The organism is Herpetosiphon geysericola, assembly GCF_001306135.1.
Taxonomy (GTDB): Bacteria; Chloroflexota; Chloroflexia; order Chloroflexales; family Herpetosiphonaceae; genus Herpetosiphon; species Herpetosiphon geysericola.
Genome location: NZ_LGKP01000012.1, coordinates 106,141 through 122,844 on the forward strand (window position 1 = coordinate 106,141; position 16,704 = coordinate 122,844).

Annotated in this window: 11 protein-coding genes; 5 read left to right on the forward strand and 6 right to left on the reverse strand. The window is 50.3% G+C overall.

The genetic code is table 11. The features are described 5' to 3' along the window. The 5 genes from SE18_RS06770 to SE18_RS06790 form a co-directional block, all read right to left on the reverse strand. On the reverse strand, positions 1-675 hold the full coding sequence (locus SE18_RS06770) for a class I SAM-dependent methyltransferase (RefSeq protein ID WP_054533675.1): 675 nt from the start codon (positions 673-675) through the stop codon (positions 1-3). After that, a complete protein-coding gene (locus SE18_RS06775) occupies positions 668-1,909 on the reverse strand; it encodes a glycosyltransferase (protein WP_054533676.1) in 1,242 nt (413 codons plus the stop codon). The genes SE18_RS06770 and SE18_RS06775 overlap by 8 nt, the downstream gene beginning before the upstream one ends. Then, the gene (locus SE18_RS06780; protein ID WP_054533677.1) at positions 1,909-3,192 is read right to left on the reverse strand and encodes an ABC transporter ATP-binding protein; all 1,284 of its coding nucleotides are present in this window, start codon (positions 3,190-3,192) and stop codon (positions 1,909-1,911) included. The genes SE18_RS06775 and SE18_RS06780 overlap by 1 nt, the downstream gene beginning before the upstream one ends. 2 nt (positions 3,193-3,194) lie before the next feature. Further along, positions 3,195-4,043, reverse strand: coding sequence for an ABC transporter permease (locus SE18_RS06785; protein WP_054533678.1), 849 nt, complete (start codon positions 4,041-4,043; stop codon positions 3,195-3,197). A gap of 292 nt (positions 4,044-4,335) precedes the next feature. Beyond that, positions 4,336-5,193: an MmyB family transcriptional regulator gene (locus SE18_RS06790; protein WP_054533679.1), complete on the reverse strand. Its 858-nt coding sequence runs from the start codon at positions 5,191-5,193 to the stop codon at positions 4,336-4,338. Between the two features lie 368 nt (positions 5,194-5,561). Here SE18_RS06790 and SE18_RS06795 point away from each other — a divergent pair, with 368 nt between their 5' ends. Both SE18_RS06795 and SE18_RS06800 read left to right on the forward strand, forming a co-directional pair. Further along, positions 5,562-9,989 carry a right-handed parallel beta-helix repeat-containing protein gene (locus tag SE18_RS06795; RefSeq protein WP_054533680.1) on the forward strand — a complete coding sequence of 1,476 codons (4,428 nt, stop codon included), beginning with the start codon at positions 5,562-5,564 and terminating at the stop codon, positions 9,987-9,989. Positions 9,990-10,161: 172 nt separating this feature from the next. Further along, complete coding sequence (locus SE18_RS06800; RefSeq protein ID WP_054533681.1) at positions 10,162-11,880, forward strand: peptidoglycan DD-metalloendopeptidase family protein; 1,719 nt, start codon at positions 10,162-10,164, stop codon at positions 11,878-11,880. A gap of 245 nt (positions 11,881-12,125) precedes the next feature. Here SE18_RS06800 and SE18_RS06805 read toward each other — a convergent pair whose 3' ends face one another. Further along, entirely contained in the window at positions 12,126-13,211 is a 1,086-nt protein-coding gene (locus tag SE18_RS06805) for an E3 binding domain-containing protein (protein WP_054533682.1), read from the reverse strand. Positions 13,212-13,403: 192 nt separating this feature from the next. Between SE18_RS06805 and SE18_RS06810 the strand changes: the two genes are divergently transcribed. The 3 genes from SE18_RS06810 (at position 13,404) to SE18_RS06820 (ending at position 16,611) form a co-directional block, all read left to right on the forward strand. Further along, positions 13,404-13,952 (forward strand): sigma-70 family RNA polymerase sigma factor, encoded by a 549-nt coding sequence (locus SE18_RS06810; protein WP_160319476.1) that lies wholly within the window; start codon positions 13,404-13,406, stop codon positions 13,950-13,952. Next, positions 13,952-15,253, forward strand: coding sequence for a DUF5667 domain-containing protein (locus SE18_RS06815; RefSeq protein ID WP_054533684.1), 1,302 nt, complete (start codon positions 13,952-13,954; stop codon positions 15,251-15,253). The genes SE18_RS06810 and SE18_RS06815 overlap by 1 nt, the downstream gene beginning before the upstream one ends. Positions 15,254-15,756: 503 nt before the next feature. After that, on the forward strand, positions 15,757-16,611 hold the full coding sequence (locus tag SE18_RS06820) for a 3-hydroxyacyl-CoA dehydrogenase family protein (RefSeq protein WP_054533685.1): 855 nt from the start codon (positions 15,757-15,759) through the stop codon (positions 16,609-16,611). The last annotated feature ends 93 nt before the right edge of the window (positions 16,612-16,704 follow it).

Genomic DNA, 16,704 nt, shown 5'->3' on the forward strand with positions numbered 1-16,704 from the left:
CTAGGCCTCAATTTTCTCGCACACCAATTCCCACGAATAAATATCGACATCGGGATTTTCATGGATAAACTTGGTTTGGCCGAGTTCGCGCAGCAAGCCTTTGACAAACTCCAGCGAAAAATGGGCATGCTTGTGATGCGGATTGTAGGGCTGGCCAGTTTTTTGGCAGTGTACGCGAAAACGTTGCTCATCGGGGCAGAAAATAACCAAACGTCCGCCAACTTTCAATACCCGCAACCATTCTTTTAATGCCGCCTTGGTATCATCAAAATCTTCGAGCAAGTGCGACGAATAAATATAATCGATCACATTATCCGCAAACCAATATAAATTATCTGCATCGCCGCCCAATTGGACGGGATATTGGCCAACTGCGGTATACGGTTGCGGCAAATCGACCCGCACAGCGCGAGGGTTAATTGGATCGCCACCAAAACCTAAATCTAAGCCATAACCAACGCAATATGGGTCGAGCCGTGCGCGACATTTGGAGGTTTCGCTGGCCCAAGCCCATTTGGTGGTGCGTTTGGCCTGAATTTTTGGCAAAATTGTGCGCATCGCCGAACGGGCAACCTTTTCGACCCCCAAGGCGCGGCTGACCGTTTTGAGTGCTGGCAAAGCCCGCAGATAATTTTTCCAAACAATTTGGCGTGTGCGAGCAATATATTTAGTCATGGCGCGAATCCTTGTTACAGGCAGCGTACAGCGCTGCTTCAACCCGATCGATCATCGTGGTCATGCGAAACTCGCGATCAACAATCGCAGTCGCTTGCTGGCGTAGTTTTTCAGCCAAAGCTGGTTGATTGAATAATCTGGCAATGTGGGCGGCGCAGCCAGCAGCATCGTCGCGAGCAAAGACCATGCCAGTTTCTTCGTGCTTGATAATTTCGGTCGTGCCGCCAGTATCTGAGCCAACTACCACCAAGCCCATGGCCAAGGCCTCAACGACGGTGATGCTAAATGGCTCGTCCCAGCGTGATGGAAAAATCAGAATATCGTGGCTGGCGTAAATGTCGGGTAGTTCTTGGCGTGGTAATTTGCCGCGCCAATCGACGCTTTGGCTGATGCCCAATTTTTCGGCGTAGCGCTGCATGTCGCTGGTGTATTCGGCGGAAAGCCCAGCGCCCACAATCGAGAGTGTTGCTTGTGCGAAGCCATGTTTTTGTTGCACCAAGGCAAAGGCTTCGAGCAAGGTTTCCATGCCTTTGTGGCCAGAAATTTGGCCAACGAATAACAGACGCTGGCCCATCGAGGCTGAGCGTTCGCGGCGCACAAACAAATCGTAATCAACGCCCCAACGAATAACATTGGTGTTGGGCATGGGGCCAATTGGCTGGGTTTGCTTGAGCAAAAAGTCGCTAGCAAAAATTGCATTGGCATAGCTAATTGGCAAATTATTGCGAAAGCCAGTCTTGCGCCCAAGCTTCCAGCCCAACAGTTTGCGCCCAATCCAACGCAACGGGTGGCGCGGCATATAGTGCCATGGATCGAAAATGCCAATCCGAATTGGCCAGTGATCGGAGATGAAAAAGACGGTGCGATAGCCCTGATCTTGTAGCATGCGCACTGCCGACATCGATGCTTGGTAAAAGCTCCACACAAACACAATATCGGGTTTTAGTGCTTTGGCAAGCTCTAAAATGTGTGGCTGATTGTGCATTTCGCGTTCGTACAAACGCCGTTGATGGGCTAATGTGGTTTGGGCTACTGGGTGAATATCGATCGTCAATGAGCGCTCGATAAAGCCTTCGCGCACTTCGCGATCGACGCCGTAGGTGCTGGTGAGCACGGTTACATCGTGGCCTTTGGCGCGCAATCCTGCAACCACATCGCCACAACCAACCTCATAGCCGCCGATATAGTGTGGCGGAAACAAGCTGGTCAATACCAGAATCTTTAATGGTTGCATTAATCGCGATCCTCTTGCGCCGTTTCAGGCCACTGCCATTGCCCGCTCAGCCGTACATTGCCTGCATAATCGAGCCGACTCATTGATGGCGGGGTTCTGGGACCGGGCAAAATCTCAACTTGCGCGCAACCAGGCAGATAATCCAGCGCGCTGCCATCACCAGAACGCACGCCAACATCAAGCAAATAGATCCCAGGCTGAAGATTGAGCGTGTCGATGGTGCTGGTGAGTTGGCCATGCTGGCCGCGTTTGATTTGGTATCGTGGAGCGTTCAAATCGCTATCAACCGTCATCAGGCGTGTGCCTTCAAGCGACGAAAAGCCATAGCCAAACGACACGCCATAAACATCGGCATAGGCTTCGTAGTTAAAACTGACGTTGAGCATTTCGCCATGCAAAATTGGCTCGCCATGATTGAAGGTCAAATCGTTAATTTTGAAGCGTTTGCCATAATCGTAATGGCGCACGGCCTCGCGCAAATCGACTCGTGAGCTGCTTGAGGTCACAGTTTCCATCAAATATTCGTTGACGATCGAGGCCGAAGGCCCATCTTTGAGCACTGAGCCTTTGCTAAGCCAAATAACGCGTTGACATAAACTGCGAATTGCTGCCATGTTGTGGCTAACAAACAGCACCGTGCGGCCATTTTGAGCAACTTCGCCCATTTTGCCCAAACATTTCTTTTGAAACTGCGCATCGCCAACCGCCAACACCTCATCGACGATCAGAATTTCTGGCTCAAGGTGGGCGGCAACCGCAAAGGCCAAGCGCAAATACATGCCGCTGGAATAATGCTTAACCATCGTGTCGATAAATTGTTCAACTTCAGCAAAAGCCACAATTTCATCGAATTTGCGGTTAATTTCGGCACGGCTCATGCCGAGGATCGCGCCGTTGAGGTACATATTTTCGCGGCCTGTGAGGTCGGGATGAAAGCCGGTGCCAACTTCGAGCAAGGTGCCAACCCGCCCACGAATCATGGCCGAGCCAGCGGTTGGCTCGGTGATGCGTGAAAGCACTTTTAACAAGGTGCTTTTGCCAGCACCGTTGTGGCCAATAATCCCCACTACCTCGCCTTGATTGACATCAAACGAGACATCGCGCAACGCCCAAAACTCTTTGGTTGCGGCTTGAGTGCCTTGGCCACGCAGCGCCGAACGCAAACGCCTGGCTGGCGCAAGCATGGCATCTGAAACAGTTTCGCGAAAGGTTTTCTGAAACGAATTCGCCCCAATGCGAAATTGCTTACTTAAATGCTCGACCTGAATCGCAATCTCGCTCATTATTACACCATATCTGCAAATTGTTTTTCAACGCGGCGGAAATATAAGGCTCCGGTGATCAGCAGGAAGAGGGCAATGCCAACCGATGGCAACATCGCTGACCACGTAATTTGACCAGTGCCAAGCAGCGACCAACGAAAACCATCGATCACCCCAGCCATTGGATTGAGGCCATATAACCAGCGCCATTGGTTGGGAATTAAGCTGCTGGAGTAGGCAACTGGGCTGCCATATTGCCAAAGCTGCGCCATAAACGGAATCACATAACGAATATCACGAAACTGCACATTTAATGCAGATAACCATAAACTGACACCCAAGCCCGTGATGATCACCAAAAGAATGAAGAGTGGCAGTGCCAGCATCCGCATGGTTGGCGTAATATCAAACCACAGCAGCATGCCAAACATCACCACAAAGGCAATCGCAAAATCAACCAAGCCACCTAATACGGTCGAAATTGGCACAGTTAAGCGCGGAAAATAGACTTTTTTGATCAGATTGGCGTTGCCGACTAAGCTATTTGAGCCTTGGCTGAGGGCGTTGGCAAATAGCGCCCACGGCACCAGCGCCGTGATCGAAAAGGCTTCGTAGGCAATGCCATCGGAAGGTAACTTGGCCAATCTGCCAAAAATCAGGGTAAAGACGATCATCGAAAACACTGGTTGAATGATGGCCCAAGCTGCGCCAAGCACTGTCTGTTTGTAACGGACTTTGACATCGCGCCAAATCAGAAAAAACAGTAATTCACGGTAGGCCCAAAGCTCGCGTAATTGCAGCGAAACCCAGCCATTCGATGCTTCTATCCGCGTGATGGGGGTTGTTTGTAACGTCGTGGAGGCTCTTTGCACTGTTTTCTCACCACACAATGTTTGTTAACAGACGAAGCCATTATAGCATATCACGCTTGGCTTGGCAGTTTGTTAAGAGTGGGGAGCGGTCGTTGGGGGTCGGGGGTAGTTTTGATCGCTGAAGGACACGAAGCGCCCGAAGGTTTATGGCTCTAGGCTATGGGCTGTTGGCTCTTAATGGTACCAACATATGTCCGATAGCCAACAGCCCATAGCCATCCTTCCTCTGCGCTAAAACGTTGCTCCTTTTTTGCCTTTGCCCGATAGCCAAGAGCCTTCTGCGCCAATTCGGCTAACCATGCTCAGGTTTCGTTCCAGTTGCATCGACGTAGGCATGGATGCGGGGGTAGGTATAGCTATCGGATTCGCTGATGTAAATGGTGCGCAACCCATAGACTAAATTATCGGTTTGAATTTGGCTCAACATATCGTGGGCTTTGATTGTTGGGTCGATGCTCTGCCAAATGCGCTCAAAATCGGGAAGTTGCATCAAACTGGTAATTTTCTCTTGATACCACGATTCAAATTGGCAGGTGCGATTGGCCTGTTGAAAACTATAGACATAGCTGCGGGCGACCCGATCCCATTGCAAACCACCTTTATTCAAAAGCTTGCGGGCTGAATAATTCACCGGATCAAACATGAAGTGCAAGATATTGCGATGTTGTTCGGGAATGTTCTCAAAGCGTAGCCCCAAAAATTGCTGAAAAACATGCACCATCGGTTGATTGATCGCTAAAAGATCCCAAACCTGATTAACCAAAAATGCCGGATACACCAAAATATCGAGTAAATTTTGATATTGGGCAATTTGGGCATCGAGGGCAGCACCGCTGAGAATATCAGGATCTTCGGCGTAGCCCGCGCTCCTCAACAGATGGTTGCGCTCATGAGTTGGGCACTCCAACAAACTGGCAATCCCTCGCACAACATGCTCGGCTACCTGATTTTTGGCCCGTTGCTCCAAAAGCCGTTTATAGGTTGGATACTCGGCCCAAATTGCTTGTTGACTAAAAGGATTGGGCTGCTTTTTTTGTTTACTATGCCAAAGCTGATCTTCAAAGGCGCGCTTGCGTTGAATCCGAATCGTTTCAGCGGCAGCAATAAAGCTGGCGTTGATTTGCCCAGCTCGATCATTAATTTTTGTCATATTTCTTGGCCTTTTTCAAGGATAAAACCCCTTTTTTGATGCTAACAAGCCTTTGAAACAATGTCAAGTTAGCTTGATTTAGCGTAACATAACCCTAGACAAACCTCTAGCCAAATAGGTGCTAAGCAGCTATGCTTGGTCGTAGAAGGTCGCCATATGCATCAGTTTGTGGGAGAGTTGGGCAAATACGGCAGGATTGACATATTGGGGTATGTCAATCCTGTTGGTATTTAAGCTCGCTTAATTGCGCCAAGCGGCGTAAGATTATTCCTACCCGCTGCTCATTTGATATAACTCCTCTTTCACTTTAAACCTGAATTTCAGCCCTTGAATGCTTAGGTGCTAGGCAGGGGATGCATGAGGTGGCTATGAACTCCTATTTTCCGAGTCAGTTGGTTGGCTTTCGGCGGATGCTCAGTGCATGCTCATTGATGCTACTTATGGGTTTGCTTTGGCTTAATCCACGTGACAGTGGCTTGGTGAGAATTGGCTTTGCCCAAAACAACCCTAACTCACCGCTATGTAGCAATTCGGCGATCGTTAGTAATGCCAATGATGCTGGAGTTGGCTCGTTACGTCAGGCAATTGCTGATGTTTGTGTTCATGGCACGATTAGCTTTGCCAATAATTATCAGATTTATCTGAATACGGCGTTACAACTTGGCAAATCTATGACCATCGATGCTAGCGGGCGCTCGATTATTTTAAGTGGCGATAGTAATAACGATGGCTCAGCCAATGTGCGAATTTTTGATATTACTTTAACGACCAGCATCACGCTCACCCACCTGCGGCTTGAAAATGCTATCGGAAGCAACGGCGGCGCTATTCGCAGTCGCGGTAATTTGACGATTCGCGATAGCATATTTACCAACAATAGGGCTAGTAATTCTGGTGGGGCAGTCTATGCAGATACAGGCATCCTCACAATTTATCAATCCTTTTTTGATTCGAATAGTGCTGGTGTTAATGGTGGTGCAATTTGGAGCGAATCTAATACGACAAGCTTGATTAATAACACGCTTGTGGGCAATACTGCACCGAATGGCGGCGGATTTGCCGTGTTTAATGTTACAGCAAATCTCGTACATACCACCTTTTCAGCCAATAGCGGCACCAATGCAGCCGATTTGCGAATCACAAGTAGCAGCGTGAATAGTTTCAATACTATTTTGGCCAATAGTCGTAGCGGGCCGAATTGTGCAGGTAGCTTAGTACTTATCAATACCTTGATTGAAGATGGTTCATGTGCTGCTACACTGATTGGCGATCCACTCTTGGCACCTATAGCAGAGTATGCTGGCTCAACCCCAACCATGGCCCTGTTGCCTGGTAGCCCAGCGATTGATGCAGGCGATAGCGCTGTTTGTGCGCTAAGCGATCAACGCGGAATTGCCCGACCACAAGGGGCGGGCTGTGATCTTGGCGCATTTGAATCACATGGTTTTCAGCTAAATATCTTGGCTGGTAATCAGCAAGTGGCCGATTTAGCGAGCACTTTCCCCTCGGCCTTGCGCATTCAAGCAGTTGCCAATGCTGCCAACGAGCCAGTTGGCGGCGGTGGAGTGCTGACTTTGAGCGCGCCAGCCAGCGGTGCCAGCCTGAACACGTCGAGCCTCACGACAACCTTAGCCAGCAACGCTCAAGCGAGTATTTTGCCAATTGCCAACACAATGAGCGGCAGTTATAGCGTTACAGCCAGCCTGCAAGGTGTGGCAAATCCAATTGCCTTTAGCTTAAGCAATTGTTTTCCCAATCGTGTGGTAAGCAGCAATCACGATAGCGGCGTTGGCTCATTGCGTGAAGCAGTGGCCCAAACCTGCACTGCGGGAACGGTTAGCTTTGCGGAAAGCATGGTCATTACGCCAACTAGTCGGCTAGAACTATTAAAAGGTGTGACGCTTGATGCTGAGGATAAGGCGATTACGTTTGATGGCGCACTGCATAGCAATGGCATTCTCTATGTCAACGCTACCAAACCTGTCATGCTCAAAGGCTTGAGGCTGATCAATGGCTCAGCCTTGCGCGGCGCAGGCATCTATAACGAAACTGATTTGTTGCTTGATACGAGCGTAATTCAGGCCAATCTTGGGGTTGGCGAAAATTCAAGCGGAGCTGGGATTTATAATAATGGCGTTTTAACTGTTACAAACAGTTTATTGGCTAGCAATCGAGCCTCGATGGGAGCGGCAATTTTTACTACTGGCAGTGGCAATCGTACCAGCGTCACTAATAGCACAATTATCAGCAATACTGCTAGTTTTGGGGCTGGGTTTGAATTAAATAATAGTGTCCTGACCATTAACAATAGCAGCATTATTGCTAATCAAGCCCTAGAAGGTGGCGGGATTGATACGCTTGGTGGGACGTTAGTGGTTGCAAATAGCACGATTGCCCATAACCATGCAAGCAATCGCGGCGGTGGCGTATATATTTTTGGTGGCTCAACCAACGCACGCCTAACCAACACAACGATTGTTTCTAATAGCTCACCAAGCATTGGTGGGTTGCGCAGCCAAGGCCAATTGCATTTGGTCAATAATCTGATCAGTGCTAATGCTGGTGGCGATTGTTTGGCGACTACGCTTGCTACAAACACTAAAAACTTTATCGCCGATGCGAGTTGCGCTGCGCATTTGAGTGGCGAGGCGTATCTGAGCAGGCTTGGCAATTATGGTGGTGCAACTGCTACGATTGCACTGTTGCCTGGTAGCCCAGCGATTGATGCAGGCGACCTGAGTGCCTGTGCGAGCACGCCAGTTGCTGGCCATGATCAACGTGGGATCGAGCGCGAGGCTACTTGCGATCTTGGCGCATTCGAATCGCAAGGTTTTACGCTGGGGCTGGTTAGTGGCGATCAACAAACAGCGATTGTTAATCAGCCATTAGCTCAAGCCTTGACTGTGCACGTTCAGGCTAATAATCCCAATGAACCAATTTTAGCTGGTGCAATTAGCTTTGTTGCACCATTGAGTGGCGCTAGCACGATTCCAACCCAAACAACCAGTTTAATTGATCAGACAGGCTTGGTTAGTGCTACGCTCAACGCGAATGCACTTATTGGCGACTATCTGGTTGAGGCTTCGGCGCTAGGCGTAACCAACCAAATAAGCTTTCATTTAAGCAACTGTGCTGGCATGCACATGACTGTAACCAGCGCTGCGGATGCTGGCCCAGGCTCGTTGCGCCAAGCGCTTGAGGATGTATGTGATGCTGGCTTGATTAACTTTGATAGCGCTAAAACCATTCATTTGGCAAGCCCGCTAAGTCTAAATCAACGGGTAACGATCGATGCTGCTGAACATAATGTTGTAATTAGCGGCGATAGCGACCAGAATGGAACTGCTGATGTGCAACCATTTTTCATTGCCAGCACTGCCAGCGTAACCATGAGCAATTTGCTGATTGTTGATGGTACAGCAACCAGCGGTGGCGCGATTCAAAATCAAGGCCAGCTTTGGCTTGAAGCCGTTCGCTTGGTCGATAATCATTCAACGGCTACGGTTAATGGCCAAGGTGGTGGCGGCCTCTACAACACTGGTTGGGCCAGCTTACGCGATTGTGTTATCGAGCAGAATACGGCGGCCCGTGGCGCGGGAATTATGGTTGCCAATGGTGGCAAGCTCCAAATCGACAATTGTATTATTCGCACCAACACTGCCTCAACCGCTGGCGGTGGCTTGCTCAATGCCTTAGGTGGCACGATTGACATTGTTGATACCGCAATTCTGAGCAACACCGCCTCGATCGGTGGCGGCTTACGCAACACTGGCGCAACCACCACTATGCAGCGGGTGCTATTGCAAGCCAATCAGGCAACCAATGCTGGCGGCGCAATTCATAGTAATGGGGTCTTAACAATTACCCAAAGCCTGTTGTATGGCAATATTGTTGATGGGGTGCAAGGGCTTGGCGCTGGTGGCGCAATCCAGCTTGAGCTTGCGAGCAGCAGAACCACCTTGATCAATGTGACGTTGAGCGCCAACCAAGCCAATGGTGGCAGCGATGCTGGCGGCGGCGCAATTATGCACTACGATGGCACACTCAACCTAATCAACAGCACCATTGCCGATAACCAAACAATTGGCTTGAATGGCGCAGGGATTCGTCAGGTTGAAGGGATTGTTACGCTGACAAATTCGTTGATCAGCAATAATCGTAAAAATGGCTTAGCCAACGATTTGGCGGGCAATTTCGTTTCTGGCGATTACAATTTGCTTGGCGATGTGAGCGCCGCGAGTTTAAGCGGCTCGACGACCAACACCCTGAGCAACACAGCGCCATTGCTCGCTCCATTGGCCAATTATGGCGGCTCGACTGCTAGCTACGCGTTATTGCCTGGGAGTCCTGCAATCGATGCAGCTGGCGCTGCACACTGCCCAACGAGCGATCAACGTGGGATTGCCCGCGCTGCAAGCTGCGATATTGGCGCGTTTGAATCACAGGGATTTCGCCTCAATCTGGTTAGTGGTGACCAACAAACGACTCTGACCAACACGCCATTTGCTGCGCCGCTGGTTTTTACAATAACCGCGAATGCTGCCGAAGAGCCAGTTGGGCCTGGTGGTCTGATTTCCTTGAGCGCGCCAACCACTGGGGCTAGCCTCAATCCCGCTATGTTCACCATTTCAACCACTAGCAATGGTCTGCATAGCGCTATGCTGACTGCCAACGCTGTGGCGGGAAGTTATCAAGTTCTGGTTCATGCGCGTGGTGTTATTAGCCCATTAATTGTTAATTTGAGCCAGCGCGATCAACGCTATGGTGTCTGGTTACCGTTTGTGGCGCGTCAGTAAAAATCTGCTTGTTGGATAGTCCCAACACGCCTCGCCTGCACAACGTGGGTGAGGCGTTCTTGTATGCTGCGTGATCGACCGCTGCTGACATCAGTTAGTAATCTGTGGAGCTAGCATTTTGCTGCGCTGCGAGCTACGCTTGGAGCAGTTTTTGTATGCAGGAGTTTGGTTTATGGCTCGCCGTTCGCTTCTTCCTCATCGCCGATTGCAGCGCGCATGGCGTTTTGATCGCGGCTTGCCCAAGCCGTTGATCGTACTGTTATTGCTCGATTTATGTTTAGTGTTGCCAGTGCCATTTTTATTGCCAACGGTTTTTGGCGAGCGGCCTGTGGCTCAAACTGCGCCCCAAACCCACCCTGAAACGCCGCTTGCAACGCCGTTTGCTCATGGCGCTGGCATCGGTAGTGCTGGCGAGCAGCGTCAATTGCCGTTATTAATTGATGCGGTGCGTTTGCAAGATGCACGTTATGGCGATGCGCAAACGGTGGCCAGTCTTATCGCCAACTATCTGCCAGCCTTGGCCGACCAACGCTTTGCGATTGGCAATGGCATGGAGCAAGCTGCTGCCAATATCATCACTGGGCAAGCCCTGCGCTGGAATATCAATCCCTTGGTAGTGGTAAGTTTGTTGACAATCAATCACGCTTTAACCAACCCGTTAGCCTTTGATACTGCTTTTGGCGGCCCTGAAGCTGGCTTTCCGCAACAAGTGCTGTGGGTCACGCTTAGTTTGCGCGAGGGCTTGAGCCAACCATTAACCAACAGCTTTCAACTTAACGATGGAACGTGGTGGTCGACTGAGCAGCCCTTAGATTTGGCCAATGCCAGCTTGTTGCGGGTTTTGACGAAAATGCACAATCGAAAGCAACTTGAAGGCTTGCTTGGGAGTGGGAACGCAGCTTGGGTGGCCCAAGTCACGCCAATTATGGGCGATCCACGTCAGCCAATCTACAATCCGGTTGCTGATCAACCATTTATGTTCACGCCGTTTAATGCTGCCAACCATCCAATTGCCCAATTCGACCATCAATATCCCTTGATCAAGGCCGATGGAACGATGCTGAGCAATGGATTAAGCTTCGAATTGGGCTACGATGGGCATAATGGCTGGGATTATGATTTGCCTGCTGATAGCCCAATTTTGGCGGTGGCAGCGGGCACGGTGCTGTTTGCTGGCTGGGTTGATAGCGGTTGCGCCACGCCTGCAGGAGTGGTTGTAATTCAACATAGCAATGGCTATCGCAGTTCGTATTGGCATTTGGCGCGGGTCGATGTCCAAGCTGGCAGCCAAATTGCCCAATCTGCTTTGATTGGGGTGGTTGGTCAAACTGGCTGTAGTGTTAATTACCATCTGCATTTGAGCATTCAGCGCTTGGGCCGCGATGTTGATCCTGCTGGTTGGTGCAGCAATCTGCCTGATCCATGGGCGGCGCATCCTGCTGGTGCAAGTAGCCGCTGGCTTTGGCTTGATCAAGTTGATAGTTGTAATCAACCAGCGCTGAGCAGTTTGGCCGACGATAGCGATCCGGCCACGACGACCCGCTATGGTAGCCATTGGCAGGCCGATGCTGCTGGAAATTTCAATGGCTCGCATTGGACAAACAGTGGTGGTCAAAGTCTCTGGCGGCCATGGATCGCCCAAGCAGGCCGCTATCGTGTGCTTGTGTTTATTCCAAATATGGCGACCAATGCAGGCACGGCGCATTATCGGGTGGCTCATAGCGATGGCATGAGCGAAATCGTGATTGATCAAGCAAAGCATGCTGGGAGTTGGCTGAGTTTGGGCGAATTTTGGTTTGAGCCTGGGCAAATTGGCCGCATTGGCCTGAGTGCGATTCCTGGCACAATCACCTGGGCTGATGCGGTGGCAATTCAGCCGCTTCAGCCCTAGCTAGAGTGTTCTCTCACCCCCAGCCCCCTCCGGTTTTAACAAGCGATCGCGATCACCACCCTTCCGTCCCGCCTCCAGGCGGGGGTGCAGGGGGATTAAAGCCCCCTGCACCCCCTCAAGGACATGTTAAGGGTCGCAAGCATTCACCGATGAACCATGGGATTAATAGTTCGCTGCGTGCTGCAATTTAAAACCTACTCTTGTAAGCCAGCCCCCTCGCCCACTGGACGCGGGCGAAAGAATCATTAAGCAACAGCCTTGGCTAAATCGGCTAAAAATGCTTCGGCATCAGAATCGCTGATCAAGCGGGTATCATAACTTAGGGTTGCAATTGCTTGTTGGCTGATTTGTAGTACCTCGCCAACTAAAACTTTGCGCACACCGCCGATGTGCAAGGTTGCCGATTGACCATAGCGAATCGGCGCTGCACTCCACAGATTTACATCACTTTGGATAACGCTAAACACGCAGGGCTGCTGATTTGCGTTGGTGCTTAATGCTCGTTGCAAGCCGCGCAAATTGAGATCGGCTGCAAAGGGAATCCTGGCGCTGCCTGCTGGATGCTCGACATGAATATGCAAGCTTGCGCGTTCTAGCCGATCGCCATCGACCCAAAGGCTGCGCAACAATGGGTGGCGTTGTAACACCTGGATTGTTGCCAAGAGCAGTTGAGCGGTTAGCTCGCTCGGCGCAAAGCGATCGACGCTGACTGGGTGTGAGCAATAGGCTTGCGGAATGGTTGCGGCAGCGATTTGGCGCAATTCAATCTCTTGGTATTGCTCGTTGGTCCACGCTTGTATGCTGCTTGGCTGTTGGTTTGGATGCGGGGCTGGTTTGCTGGTTGGCGCAGGCACAATAATTACCTGCTCTGATTGGGCAAAAGCATTGCCCATTTGTTCGGCGACACAAAAACCATCTGCTGGGGCTGCTAGTTGTTCGGTAGGATTGGGCATGGTTGCGGCGTGATCAGGCAAGAGAGCTAAAATATCACGTTTGCCAACCCGCCCATCAGCCAATGTGCCGCTGATTGTGCTTAAATCGAGCTGATGCTGTTCAGCAATCTTGCGTGCCAAGGGGGTGACAGCAAGTTGACGTTTTGACACCGTTTCAACAAATTGTAATAATGGAGTGGTTGCATCGAGGCTGGCTCCCTCATTTACCAATAATGCTGCAATCGTTCCAGCGTGGTTGGCTGGAATCGCCCATTCAGCGTGAGCATCAACAACCAAAGCCACAATCTGGCCTGCTGCAACCACAGCACCTGGTTGAATCAACCAACGAGCTAAGCGAGCACTTGATTGAAACGCTGGTAAGGCCACTGACGATGCCATGAACACTCCTTTGTGATCTACATAATGACAGTTGAGGCAGCCCATTGATAGGCGCAGTCAGGCTAAAACCCAATGACTGTGCGCTGAGACGCAAGCTATTGTACCATGGGGATGAATGCGCGAAAACGTTAACGATCTTAACCGTAACGAATTGAGCATTCAGACGGTATACATTGAAAGGGGATGCTCGTTTTGATCGAGTCTCTCAGCGATCAAGAAATTATCGAACGCGCCAAAGCCTACGATCATGCAGTGCTGCAACACCTTTACGAGGCCTACTCGCCAGCGTTGTTTCGTTATATTTATTATCGCATCGGCGACCGTGAAACTGCTGAAGATATCCGCGCCGATGTATTTATCAAGATGCTTGAAGGTCTTGGTTCATTCAATTATCAAGGTTGGAGCATCGCCTCATGGTTATATCGCATTGCCCACGATCGGGTCGTTGACCATTTACGCCGTCAAGGGCGACGCAAACAGGAAACCTTAGTTGATACGGTGGTTGATCCTGCAGACGGGCCTGATCAACAATCGTTAGCATCGTTGGATCATGCTGAACTCTATGCGGCGTTACAGCAACTCACCGATGAGCAAGCTGAAGTGATCATACTGCGATTTTTGCAAGATCGGAGTATTCGTGATGTTGCGCAAATCACTGGTCGTAGCGAAGGTGCTATCAAAGCATTACAGCATCGGGCACTTAACGCGCTAGGTCGATTACTTCGACCAGTGGGGGACTAATGAATGATAATTTGAGCGAGCTGGTGATTGATGCTTGGCAGAATGGGGTTAGCCTCGAAACGCTCTGCCAGCAGTATCCTCATCATGCAGACGCTATTCGCCAATTAATTAATCCGTTGATCAAACTTCAACAGGTCAAAGCGCCAACTCTGCCACCACGGGCAAGTCAAGCGCAGGCCGATTTTCTGCGTTTAGCCCAACACTATCGGGCACAGGCCGGCGCAAAGCCGAAGCAACGCCGTTCGCTGCTAACCCAACGTTGGTTGTGGGCAACTGCCACGATTGTGTTCTTGCTTTGCTTGAGTGGCAATTTTGTTTTATCGGCCTCAGCAAGTGCGCTGCCCGGCGATAATCTATATGGGATTAAACGCTGGAGCGAATCGCTAAGCCTTGCTTTTACCCCAAGCGATCAGCAGTTGGCTGTGCGCATTGAGTTGGTCAATGAACGCCAGCGCGAAATTGCTAGCTTGGTGGCGTTAAATAAACCGGTGCCCAATAGCTTGCTTGATGAAGTGGTGAATGAAACCCAATCGATCGAGCTAGCGCTTGCGCCAACCCATACCAACGATCCGCGGCGCGATCAGTTGCGCCAGGTCAATCAACAACTGCAAACGACGATTGCGATTATTCCAACCGAAAATCTGAGCGATGACCTTAAGCACCATGATTTGATTGAGACGCTGGATCAAAGTAGTCAGCGGATCATTGCGAGTGCTTCGGCTACGCCAACCCAAATGGTCAAGCTTTTGCTTGAACCAACAATCGCCGATCAGCCAATTATCTTATCTGACCCAACAGTTGGGCCAAATATTGCCAACCCACGCGTGCCTCCCAAGCCCCAAACCCCAACTCTTGAGCCAACCGAGGTCGTTTTGCCCACCTCGACGAGCACAGCCTTGCCAACCTTGAAGCCAACCAAGGTTCCAGCGCCAGTCGTCAAGCCGATTGCGACGGCTACCCTTGTGCCAACAATGTTACCAACCAGCACAGAGGTGCCAACCGAGGTGCCAACGGCAACCGAGGTGCCGACAGCAACGGCCTTGCCAACAGCTGCTCCAACCAATGTGCCGTTAGCAACCGAAATTCCAAGCATTGGGCTGCCTAGTGCAACAACAGTTGTTGTGCGTAACCCAACGGCGATACTTCCAACCAAAGTGCCTGAAGATATTAAACCAACCGAGGTTCCAACCCCACAACCAACTGTGGAAAGTCCAACCAAAGAGCCGCCAGCACCAGTGCCAGCGCCAACCAAAGTGCCTGAGGATAGCAAAGGCCAACCACAACCAGTTAGCCACAACTAAGCTACCAGCGGCGAGCAGTGGTCAGTTATCAGCAATGAGGTCTTTTGCTAGCTGGCCACTGCTGCCACGAAGGAGAGCAAAGAGCAAAGAGCATAGAACATAGAGCATAGAGCATAGAGCATAGAAACTGCGAAGAACACGAAGCTTTTAGCCACAGATTGATTTGATTAGTATTCCCCAAAGCCCAAAGCCTCATCCTTCATAAATCTCTGCGCCGCTGCGCTAAACGCTGATTCGCGAAGGACACGAAGCACGGTTTTTAGCCACAGATTCCACAGATTTATTTGATTATTGTTCTTACTAGCCGATAGCCATCAGCCAAAAGCCTATAGCCCTTAATTCTTTGCGGCTTTGCGTTAAACGCTGATTCTTCTCCCTCATACTTTATCTTTCATCCTTCATCCCTCATACTTTATCTTTCATCCTTCCATGTGACGCAGTGCATTCTAAGTCGGCTATAATAGCGCCAATAGATTGCTTGTTGTAGCACAAGGAGATGATCGATGGCGATCACAAAAGTCGGGGTACTTGGCTGTGGCTTGATGGGCGCGGGCATTGCCCAAGTTGCCGCCCAAGCAGGCTTCACGACGGTTGTGCGGGAAGTTAATCAAGCTGTGTTGGATAAAGGCTTGGCTCGCATCAATGCTATTTTGGAAAAGGATGTGAGCAAAGGTAAGCTTAGTGCCGCCGACCGCGATGCAAGCGTGGCCCGTTTGCATGGCACCACCAGCTTCGACGATTTGGCTGATTGTGATTTGATTATTGAGGCGATTGTTGAGCAGTTGCCAGCCAAACGCGAAGTCTTTACTGCGCTTGATGCATTGTGTCCCCCCAGCACGATTTTTGTTTCCAATACTTCATCACTAACAATTATGGAAATGGCAGCAGTCACCAAGCGCCCTGATCGCTTTGCTGGCTTGCACTTCTTCAATCCTGTGCCAGTTATGAAATTGGTCGAGATTGTGCGCGCGCTGACGACCTCCGATGAAACAATTGCCGCATTGCACGAATTTACCCGCGCTTTGGGCAAAACTCCAATCGATACCAGTGACACCACCGGATTTATTGTTAATCGGTTGCTTGTGCCGTTTTTGCTCGATGCAGTGCGCCTGCTCGAAAGCGGCGTTGCTACGCGCGAAGATATTGACGAGGGCATGAAACTGGGCTGTGGGCATCCGATGGGGCCATTAACCTTGCTCGATTTTGTGGGCATTGATACGGTCTACTCGATTGCCAATATTATGTTTGATGAATTTCGCGAGCCACGCTTTGCCCCGCCACCATTGCTGCGGCGCATGATGCTAGCAGGCCACTTCGGGCGCAAATCGGGCCAAGGCTTTTATAAGTATGAAGGATAAATTATGAAGGATGAATCACTTTATCCTTCATTTCTATGAATTTGTTTGATCTTTCACTAGATTCTGCGCATTTTCGACTCATAAATCGTGCGA